This window comes from Pseudomonas sp. MF09156 (genome assembly GCF_059862305.1).
The window spans coordinates 67,804-77,787 of the sequence record NZ_JCBCUR010000022.1; the positions used below are offsets into that span (position 1 = coordinate 67,804).

Consider the following 9,984-nt stretch of genomic DNA (forward strand, 5'->3'; position numbering starts at 1 on the left):
GCATGCAAAGGGCAATCGAGCTGGCGCAGTTGGGACTGTATTCCACCAGCCCCAACCCACGCGTCGGGTGCGTCATCGTCAATTACGGGCGCATTGTCGGCGAGGGCTGGCATGTCCGGGCAGGGCACGCCCATGCTGAAGTGCACGCCCTGCGCCAGGCAGGCGCCGCCGCTGCCGGCGCAACGGCTTATGTGACGCTGGAGCCCTGTTGTCATTTTGGCGCCACTGCGCCTTGCGCCGATGCACTGATCAGCGCCGGGGTGAAACAGGTGGTTATCGCCATGGTCGATCCCAATCCGCAGGTTGCCGGCCAGGGCGTCAGGCGCCTGCGTGCTGCGGGTATCAGTGTCGCGTTTGGCCTGCTGGAGCAACAGGCACGGCAGCTCAATCGAGGGTTTATCAAACGAATGGTCACTGGCCTGCCACTGGTGCGGGTGAAAATGGGCATCAGCCTGGATGGCCGAACCGCCATGCACAGCGGTGAAAGCCAATGGATTACCGGGCCGCTGGCGCGGGCAGAAACCCAGCGCCTGCGGGCGCAGTCGAGTGCCGTCATCACCGGTGCGGACACGGTGCTGCGGGATCAGGCGCGGTTGACGATACGTAAGGCCGAGTTGCAGTTGGAGGAGTCCCAGGCCTGCCTGGCCATGGAGCGACCGCCCCTGCGTGTGCTGATTGACAGCCAAAGACGAGTGCCCCCGAACGCTGCCTTTTTCACCGCCGGCCCGACGTTGGTGGCGACCACTTCGACCTCGCTGACCGATCCGGGCGAGGGCCAGGAGTTACTGATGTTTGACGCGGTCGACGGGCAGGTGCCGCTTGAAGCATTGCTCAAGACCTTGGCAAACCGTGGAGCCAACGAGGTACTGATCGAGGCCGGCTCGCGGCTGGTGGCGGCGTTCGCGCGTTTGAACCTGGTGGATGAGTACATATTCCATATTGCTGCCAAGTTCCTGGGTTCAACTGCCAAGCCTGCGTTGGAGTGGCCGATCGACAAACTGGGTGAAGCTGTGAGGCTTGAATTCACGAGTGTAAGACCGTTGGGGGATGATATTTGTGTGACTGCGCGGCCGGCGGGTTCTGCAGTGCTGCATCCGGATAACAAGGCGTGCCATCAGGATTGATGTGATAGAACGCCTCATGCACGCACTGTTTACCGTCCTCAATGAAGCAACGGAACGAGGTGTTGGCGGTCAAGGGCAAGTGTCCGGTAGGGTTGACGGAGGAAGGACTTGAGCGCTGGGTGAGAGAGTTGGTGTAGGCGGGTAGTTCTAGGGTGCCGGCAAGCCAGCTCCCACATTTGATGGCGTACAGCCGCTGAATCACACGGCTTGCGGTAAAAAGACCTTGGTTTTACCGGCCGATCAACCCAGTAGGTGCTTGGAAATCAGCCTGGAGATTTCCACCATCGAGGTCTTGCCCGTGAACTCGAACTTCACTTTGCCCAATGACGAGAAGTAGATCTCCAACTCCGAATCCAGGTCGAACGTGCCGGAGGTTTCTACCGAGTACGCGACAATGTTTTTGTACGGCAGGGAAGTGAAGTCCTTCTTGCTGCCGGTGATGCCTTGCACGTTCACAGCGATGATGCGCTTGGTGGTAAACACCACACCGTCGCGCATGGCTTTGTAGGCATCGACCACGTGTTCGTCATCGAGCAGCAGGGATGCAACGCGTTCGGCGTATTCATTGTTTTGCTTGAGCTTGAAGAAGCCTTTGTTGTTGAAGTCGATCATTGGGCGGTCCTTGTGGTGGGGCAGGGAGGGTGCGTTACAAGATGGCCTTGAGGTAGTCCTTAAGTGCGGCGAGTGGGGGCTTTAGTTCCTCCAGCGTCGAGGCTTGCCGGACTTGGGCCGCCAGCTTTTGCAGCTCACGGCCCATTACCGTGTTGGCACCCCCCAACGTCTCCAGGGCCAACTTCATGCATTCATCCAACTTGCGTTGGATAGTTGCCAGGTCGCCACTGCGCACCAACAACCCAAACACCTCCCGCTCATACCCATCCATCACCAGATCGTCGCGCAGGATCGGGCTGCCATCTTCCGTCTCATGCACCAGCTTGAGGGCGAACAGAGCAACGGCTTCGAGTGTCAATTCCATGGTCCTGGGGCCTCTACTGTCTGGTGCGGGGGGAGATGATCACTTTTCTACAGGCGAAAAAAAAGACCTTGAATTTCAAGGTCTTTTTTTAAGATGGTGCCCGAGGGAGACTCGAATAATAGCATAACCGTATAATTAATTTGGTTTTTTGCAGGTGTACACTTCCACGTTGTACCGTGAGGTGTACACCCAGCCAGCCTCTAATAAGGACTGATGTGGATGGACGCCTGCTCGGATTTCAGCCTCCAATTTCCGACGAGCGGCGAATGACATCTACAAAAAACTGGCGACGGATAGACTCCCTAGTCGACCAAAAAATTCCGAACCCACGGGCGAACTTTCGCGATTAGACGGGCGTCATTAGTACAGCAAGCGTTCTCTAGATGAACTCCTCGTTTCTACCGATCGTGTCTAGGTAGCCCCGAACATTGTCAGCGACGTCCGCCGATCCGCGCATCGCTACCCAGTTCGAAGCTTCATGACGGCGGCCTCCGGGGGCGAGCTGGTTCTCGTTGATCTTATATAACAGGGAAGGGAGTGAGGAGTTTGGCATTGTGCAATCCTTCGCTAAATGTTTAGCGTAGCGGGGGATTACGGACCTAGATGGGGGCACATGGTCGGGGGAACGTTGGGATGAAGGCAGCTTGCTGCGAACTGAAAAGCACGCGCGCGAGATTGAAGTTTTTATATCTGGCGGAGGTTCCCGGGCTCGGGCTTGACGTAGCTGCGTGTAACAACGGCGTTTTACCGGTCATAGATTAGGTAGTTATGGATGAGCGACTTTCTCAAAAAAATCTTTCTAGAGCGGCCATTTATCTAGCTCGCGGTAAAGTCCCTGAGATCGCATCCTGCGGAACACTGGACCACTATAGCGGTGAGAATGATGAGCCGGTTACTCATAGCGCCCAAGCGCCATTTTCGTGCAGGTTCTGCTTTCGTGCCGTCGCTAGAGCAATGAGTCAACTACAAGCCGCCATGGAAAATTTCTTCATTTACCTCAAGTTGATGTAGCTTGATTCGTGACAACGATGAATTCATCTGAACAACGTTGGCCCTTGCCAAACTCATGATGGCTTAATGCTCCCCAACCTTGCCAAGCAGAAATCCATGCCGCCTAAAGAACTATCCTTCCTGACACGCGTCCGTGAATCACTCAGCACGCTGAACCCGGCTGAGCGGCGGCTGGGGGAATTCGTGTGTGATTTTCCAGCAGAGCTGGCAAGTTATTCGGCGTCCGAACTGGCGACAATGGCCCAGGTGTCCAATGCCACGGTGTCACGGTTCGTTAAGCGCCTGGGCTATGAGAATTACGAAGCAGCGCGACGCCATGCCAGGGTGGAGAAGCAGAGTGGGTCGCGGTTATTTCTGACCGGTTCCGTGGACAGCGCGTCTGTGCAGTCGGTGGAAGCACACGTTGCGCAAGGTGTCGCCAATATCGAGTCGACGTTCTTGGGCATCAGTGAGGGGCAAATTAGCGCGGTGGCGCAATCAATGCTGGATGCGCGCAAGGTCTGGGTGTTGGGTTTTCGCAGCAGTTATCCCTTCGCTAGTTACCTTCAATGGCAGATGACGCAGGTAGTAGAGAACATCGTAGCTTTACCGGGGGCAGGACAAACACTGGGAGAAAGCCTGGTGAGCATGACCGAGCAGGATATGGTGGTGGTGTTCGGCTTGCGGCGTCGGGTAGCGAACATGGATGCGATTCTGGAACTGATCCGAAAAAATGGCGCGAAACTGCTGTACATCACCGACGAGGGTGTTGCGCCGTTGTCCAGCATGACGTGGCATTTTCGCTGCCAGACGCTGGCGCCGGGGCCGTTGTTCAATCATATGGCGGTGATGGGTGTGTGCCATTTGCTGGCGACCCGGGCAATTGAGCTCGCAGGTTCTGCTGGGCGTGCACGCCTACGCAGAATCGAGTCATTCAACGACAGTCTCGACGAGCTCTAAGCCGTCTTTTATTGGCCAGGCAAACCCCATGTAAACGACCGCATTTCGTGCTTCGCCCGCACATCGGGCACCGTTGAGGTGCGGGCTGAAGAGACTAATTATTTTTCATCTCGACGCCAGATTTCGAGTAAATAGCTGATATAAAAGGTGAAAATATATTTTCACCGAATATGGCATGAAAATTGGATTTCATTTTCCCGCACACCAAGCGGGCTGATGCGATTTGGCGGGTCCGCTTTCTTACTTGATTAAGACAGGACACGCACATGGCGCATCGCACTCTTCTCGGTTTGGCAGCCGCGCTGCTGGTCAGCACCGCCCAGGCACAACCCCTACAGCTTAAAGTGTTAGGTCAACCTGCAGGCTCGGGCTTGATCCAGCAGAACCAGGAACAGCCCTTCTTCAACGCGTTTGCGGCTGAGTCCGGTCTGGACGTCAATGTGCAGTACGTGCCGACCGATATCGCCGGCATCCCTGATAGTGATGGGCTGCGCATCCTCAAATCCGGGCTGTTCGATATCGTCTCTATCCGCGGCCCACAAGTCAGCCGTGATGAGCCTTCGCTGTTGGGCTTCGACCTAGTTGGCCTGAACACCTCGTTTGACGCTGGCCGCGCCAACACCCGCGTGTTCTATGACTACGTCGATAAGCGTTTGCAGAGCAAATTCAATGCGAAGTTGTTGGGTGTATGGCCAGCCGGGCCACAGTTGGTGTTCTGCAAGCCGGCGATCAACAGCCTGGCCGACCTGAAAGGCCTGAAAGTGCGCGTGGGTGATCAGAGCGGCGCGAAGTTCATGACCGGCCTGGGTGCCATCGGTGTGCCGATGCCGTTTGGTGAAGTGCAGCAGGCACTGACAATGGGTGTAGTGGATTGCGCGGTCACCGGACCGGCTTCGGCAAATGCCGCCGGCTGGCCGGAGGCCGCCACCACCGTGTTGCCTATCGCCCTGCAACTGGCGGTCAATGGCTACGCGATCAACCTCAAGACCTGGAATGCGATGAGCCCCGAGCAGCAGAACACGTTGCAAAAGGCATTCGATAAGCTGGACGACAACATCTGGAACTACTCCAAGGACCTGTACGAAGACGCCATGCGCTGCAACGCCGGCGAACTGCCGTGCAATCAAGGCAAATCGTACAAGCTGAAAACCTTGCCGGTGACGGCAGCCGATCAAGCCACCGTGGCTGCCGCTGTCGAGAAAACCTCGTTGCCTGCATGGGCGGCCCAATGCAATGCGGTGGACCCTGAGTGCGAGAACGTCTGGCGGGCCACCATCGGCGCGCACCCGGGTCAGTGAGGCAAGGTATTGGAGATCATACCCATGAAAAATTATGCGCGATTTTCCGGCATTGTCTTTGGCGCCATGATGTTGCTGCTCGCCTTGGCCATTACCGCTGAAACCGTGGTGCGCAAGCTGTTTTCCTTTTCGCTGGGTGGCCTGGATGAACTGGGCGGCTACGCGATGGCCGTTTGTGCACCCTTGGCATTCACCGTTGCGTTGATCGAGCGGGCGCACATTCGCATCAGCATTTTCCAGGTGAAAATGGGCGTTCGAGCCCAAGCGGTGACCAACGCAATGGCAATGGTGTCGCTGGGCTTGTTGTCAGCCTACTTACTGTACTTCACCACGATCACGCTACTCGACACGCAGTCTTATCAGTCCGTCGCACAGACCCCTTGGGCGACGCCGTTGGTCTATCCGCAAGCGTTGTGGTTGTTGGCAATGTCAGTCTTCACCGTCGCCGCGCTGGTCCTCTGCGGGCAGGCTTGTCGGCTGCTGTGGCGTGGAGACTGGGTAATGCTGAACAAACGCTTCGGCGCCGATACGGTGGCCGAAGAACTCAAGGCAGAGCTGGGCGACCTGGCCAAACGCGAGGCAAGCCAATCATGAGCATTGCATTGGTAGGCATCGGTTTCGCCCTCATGTTGCTGCTGATGTTTTTGAGTATTCCGGTGGCGGTTTCAATCATCACGGTCGGAGCGTTGGGCGGTTATCTGCTGTTCGGTCCGCCCCTGGTCGACATGATGGGTGGCGTGCTGTGGACCAGTCTCAACAACCCGTCGATGCTAGCGATCCCTCTGTTCATGTTGCTCGGCGAACTGCTGTTGCGCGGCGGCATGGCCGACCGCATGTATGAAGCGCTGGCGGTATGGATGGGGCGCCTGCCAGGCGGGCTGCTGCACGCCAACATCGCCAGCTGCGCCTTGTTCTCGGCCACGTCGGGGTCGTCGGTCGCCACCGCAGCCACTGTCGGCACCATCGCTCTGCCCGCCTTGTCGGCACGTAATTATCCGGTGCGGCCATCACTGGGATCGCTGGCAGCCGGTGGCACGCTGGGCATTCTGATTCCGCCAAGTGTAAACATGTTGGTGTACGGCTCGCTGGCCAATGTCTCGGTAGGTCAACTGTTCACTGCTGGGGTGATCCCGGGTTTGCTGCTGTCGTTGTGCTTTTCGCTGTACATCTTTTTGGCCCACAGCAAGGCTGGTACCCACGCACCGGAAACACCGGCTATCCCCTTAAGGGTGAAGCTGGCGATGCTCAAGCATCTGGTCGCCCCGCTGATCATTTTCGGCGTCGTCATGGGCAGCATCTACGGCGGGCTTGCCACGCCGACCGAGTCCGCCGCACTGGGGCTGATCATCGCGCTGGTGTTGGTGGCGATCAACGGCAAATTGAGCACTGATCTGCTGATCAGCTGTTCGATGCAGGCAGCCAAGACCACCGGGATGGTCATTATCGTGTTGGCCTGCGCGCTGATGCTCAACGTCACCATGGCGATGGTCGGTCTGGCCCAGACCGTGACGGAATGGGTCGCCACACTGGGACTTAATCAACTGTCCCTGCTGCTGTTGCTGATTGTGTTCTACCTGGTTCTGGGCATGTTCATGGACGCGATGTCGATGCTGGTGCTGACCGTGCCCATCGCAGTTCCTATGGTGATGGCTGTCGGGGTGGATCCGATCTGGTTCGGCATCTTCATTGTGCTGATGTGTGAGATCGCGCTGATCCATCCTCCACTGGGTATGAACCTGTTCGTGGTGCACGGAGTGCGCAAGGACGGTGGCAGTTTCAACGACGTCATCATGGGGTCGCTACCCTATGTGTTTGTGATGATTGGTTTCACCCTACTGACCATGGCATTTCCAGCCATCGTCACTTGGTTGCCAAACCTGATGGCGGGGCGATGAACATGGATGGTGTACCAATGGCCCACCGAATTCTGGTGATCAACCCCAACAATAACCCGGCTGTGAGCGAAGGGATTCGTCGTGCCGCCGCTCGGGTGATTTGTGCCGATACCGAGCTGACGGTTGTCAATCCACTTCAAGGCCCGTTATCCATCGAGAGCCTTGAGGAACGAGCCCAAGCCATTCCGCCCTTGCTGGCACTGGTTGACAGCTATCGGGACCAAGGCTTCGATGCCTGCGTGCTGGGCTGCTATGACGACATTGCCTTGGGCGAAATACGCCGGAGGCTGAAGATCCCGGTAGTGGGGGCGTTCGAAGCGAGCATCGCGGCGGCTCGCACCATGTCGGCACGTTTTTGCGTCGTCACCACGGTGCATTCGGCGCTACCTACCATCAAGAGTCTATTGCAGACCTACGGTGCCCAACACATTGCATCGGCGCTGGCGGCCGGAATAGGTGTGGCTGACGCCGCCGCGGGGGACGAGGCAACGTCGGACAAACTCAACAAAACCATCAAAGCTGCCATAGAGCAGCATGGTGCTGACGCCATCGTGTTGGGTTCAGGTGGTTTGATTGGCCGCGCCCCGGAGCTGGCAAAGGTTTTCAATCTGCCGGTTATCGATGCGGTGCTTTCCGCCATTACTCAGGCTGAAGCGTTGGCGAAACTGCACAAACAGACCTGATGCCATCAAGACGGAGCGCTTCATGCCGCGCTCCGACTGACGACTCCAAGCATGAGCCTTTTTTACGAAAGACCTGCCAGCCGGGCCCTCTTGGCCTGACTTTATCGACTCGTGGAGATTGAAATGAGTAATTTGACTAAAGGCCTGCTGGCCTTGACGGCGTCCGCATGCCTGCAAAACGTAGCGCAGGCGGCACCACTGGTAGCCGACCAGGCGACAGCCAAGGGGTTTGTCGAAGACAGCCACCTCAACGTGTTGCTACGTAATTACTACTGGAACCGCGATGGAAAAAACGGTGGTGTGGACCGTCGTGATTGGTCTCAGGGCGTCATCGCCAACTTCGAATCCGGCTTCACCCAGGGCACGGTGGGTTTCGGCGTCGATGCGTACGGCGCGTTTGCCCTGAAACTTGATGGTGGAGCAGGCACGACCGGGCTGGGCAACCTGCCGATCAACCGTAACGGCGAGCCGGAAGACTCGTACGGCAAAAGCGGAGGGGCATTGAAAGTGCGCGTCTCCAAAACGTTACTGAAGATCGGTGAAATGCAGCCCAAAAACCCGCTGTTCGCACCCGGCGGGGTGCGGGTGTTGCCGCAAACCGCCAGCGGCATAAACCTGTTGAGCAGCGAGATCGACAACCTGAATATGGACGCCGGGCACTTCTACTCTGGCACCAGCCCGGCAACCACACGCAGTGATGGTGAGCTGTTCGCCAGCTATGCGCGCAAGGCGTCAAGCGAGGCGGATTACATCGGTGGCAAGTATTCACCCTCCAACAACTTCAGCCTGTCGCTGTATGGCTCGGAACTCAAGGATATCTGGCACCAGTACTACACCGGTGCCAACTATGTGCTGCCACTGTCGAAAACCCAGGCACTGAACTTCGATTTCAGCCTGTATCGCACCCTGGACACTGGCAAGGCCGACGCGGGCGACATCAACAACACCACCTGGTCACTGGCCGCCGGTTACACATTCCTCAGCGCACACAAGATCACGCTGGCGTACCAGAAAGTCCACGGCCACACGCCGTTCGACACCATCGCCTTCGGCAACGGCTCAGGCAACAAAGGCGACTCGGTGTGGCTAAGCAACGCAATTCAGTACTCCGACTTCAACGGCCCGGGTGAAAAGTCGTGGCAGGTGCGTTATGACCTGAACATGGCGCCATACGGCGTGCAAGGCCTGACCTTCATGACCCGCTATGTCAGCGGTGATGACATCGACGGCACCAAAGTTGATTCAAGTAGCGCCTACCGCAATCGATACGGCGAAGACGGCAAGCACCACGAACTCAACCTTGAAGCCAAATATGTGGTTCAGGCCGGGCCGGCGAAGAATCTGTCGCTGCGCCTGCGTCAGGCCTGGCATCGCGCCAATACCGCGCAGGGCGAGGGCGATCTGAACGACTTGCGGCTGATCGTCGAGTATCCGATTTCAGTGTTTTGACGGGAGTCGGATCAGCGGTGTCAGAGTCTTACCAACTGCCTCTGACACCGTGTGTCCCACTGCGGCAGGCTCGAAATTGGCGATGATGAAGGCGGCGTAGCGAATGGCCCTAGCGCCGACTCCTAAACATTGTGTTCCACAGGCATCCGGTGCACTAAATTCAATTTTGTACATTGCCTGTCAGGCTCTGTACTTTCTAATTGGTAATTTGATCTCGTCTTGTTATGTCGTTAGACCGCAAAGGCGAGATTAATTTTTGAGGATTGGCTATTGGCCGATTATTCTGAAAAAAAACGGTCATGGTTTCCGCAACTGAAGAGTACGCGTCCGAGATCGAAATCTTCACTTTCGGCAGAGGCTTCAGACGCATATCTCACGTAGCAGCGTAAAAAACTTTTCACTTTTCACTTTTCACTTTTCAATGATCAGGTCGTTTTTGATGGCTGATTTTTTCAACAGAGTCGGCTAGTTTCTGGCCTTCGGGAAACTCTGAAAAAGACTTCCAAATCTGGTGAGATACGGCTGTCCCACGAACTGAACGGTTGAGCCCCGATGAAGCAAATGTCTTTCGCTGATGCCGAGTACGCAGGCAAACGTAAGCAGACCCGC

The 9,984-nt window shown here is 56.8% G+C and carries 10 protein-coding genes; 7 read left to right on the plus strand and 3 right to left on the minus strand.

Features of this window, described 5'->3' with window-relative positions:
• The first annotated feature begins 2 nt into the window (after positions 1 to 2).
• Complete coding sequence (ribD, locus tag AC19YY_RS28010; protein ID WP_500605167.1) at positions 3 to 1,124, plus strand: bifunctional diaminohydroxyphosphoribosylaminopyrimidine deaminase/5-amino-6-(5-phosphoribosylamino)uracil reductase RibD; 1,122 nt, start codon at positions 3 to 5, stop codon at positions 1,122 to 1,124.
• 240 nt (positions 1,125 to 1,364) lie between these two features.
• Here the strand turns inward: ribD and AC19YY_RS28015 are convergent, their stop codons facing one another.
• On the minus strand, positions 1,365 to 1,736 hold the full coding sequence (locus AC19YY_RS28015) for a PH domain-containing protein (protein ID WP_172314404.1): 372 nt from the start codon (positions 1,734 to 1,736) through the stop codon (positions 1,365 to 1,367).
• Positions 1,737 to 1,770: 34 nt separating this feature from the next.
• Entirely contained in the window at positions 1,771 to 2,100 is a 330-nt protein-coding gene (locus tag AC19YY_RS28020) for a hypothetical protein (RefSeq protein ID WP_169956296.1), read from the minus strand.
• A 1,077-nt stretch (positions 2,101 to 3,177) separates the two neighbouring features.
• On the opposite strand from AC19YY_RS28020, the gene AC19YY_RS28025 reads away from it, so the two are divergent.
• The 6 genes from AC19YY_RS28025 to AC19YY_RS28050 all read left to right on the plus strand — a co-directional run bounded on the left by AC19YY_RS28025 (position 3,178) and on the right by AC19YY_RS28050 (position 9,375).
• Positions 3,178 to 4,050 carry a MurR/RpiR family transcriptional regulator gene (locus AC19YY_RS28025; RefSeq protein ID WP_262499512.1) on the plus strand — a complete coding sequence of 291 codons (873 nt, stop codon included), beginning with the start codon at positions 3,178 to 3,180 and terminating at the stop codon, positions 4,048 to 4,050.
• 266 nt (positions 4,051 to 4,316) lie between these two features.
• The gene (locus AC19YY_RS28030; protein WP_169906361.1) at positions 4,317 to 5,348 is read left to right on the plus strand and encodes a TRAP transporter substrate-binding protein; all 1,032 of its coding nucleotides are present in this window, start codon (positions 4,317 to 4,319) and stop codon (positions 5,346 to 5,348) included.
• 24 nt (positions 5,349 to 5,372) lie between these two features.
• Positions 5,373 to 5,942 carry a TRAP transporter small permease gene (locus AC19YY_RS28035; RefSeq protein WP_169906417.1) on the plus strand — a complete coding sequence of 190 codons (570 nt, stop codon included), beginning with the start codon at positions 5,373 to 5,375 and terminating at the stop codon, positions 5,940 to 5,942.
• Entirely contained in the window at positions 5,939 to 7,243 is a 1,305-nt protein-coding gene (locus AC19YY_RS28040) for a TRAP transporter large permease (RefSeq protein WP_169906363.1), read from the plus strand. The genes AC19YY_RS28035 and AC19YY_RS28040 overlap by 4 nt, the downstream gene beginning before the upstream one ends.
• Positions 7,240 to 7,926 carry an aspartate/glutamate racemase family protein gene (locus AC19YY_RS28045; protein ID WP_262499514.1) on the plus strand — a complete coding sequence of 229 codons (687 nt, stop codon included), beginning with the start codon at positions 7,240 to 7,242 and terminating at the stop codon, positions 7,924 to 7,926. The genes AC19YY_RS28040 and AC19YY_RS28045 overlap by 4 nt, the downstream gene beginning before the upstream one ends.
• Positions 7,927 to 8,049: 123 nt before the next feature.
• Positions 8,050 to 9,375 carry an OprD family porin gene (locus AC19YY_RS28050; protein ID WP_169906365.1) on the plus strand — a complete coding sequence of 442 codons (1,326 nt, stop codon included), beginning with the start codon at positions 8,050 to 8,052 and terminating at the stop codon, positions 9,373 to 9,375.
• Positions 9,376 to 9,793: 418 nt separating this feature from the next.
• Here AC19YY_RS28050 and AC19YY_RS28055 read toward each other — a convergent pair.
• Positions 9,794 to 9,984: hypothetical protein (locus tag AC19YY_RS28055; RefSeq protein WP_500605168.1), on the minus strand; the 191-nt coding region annotated here is incomplete at its 5' end.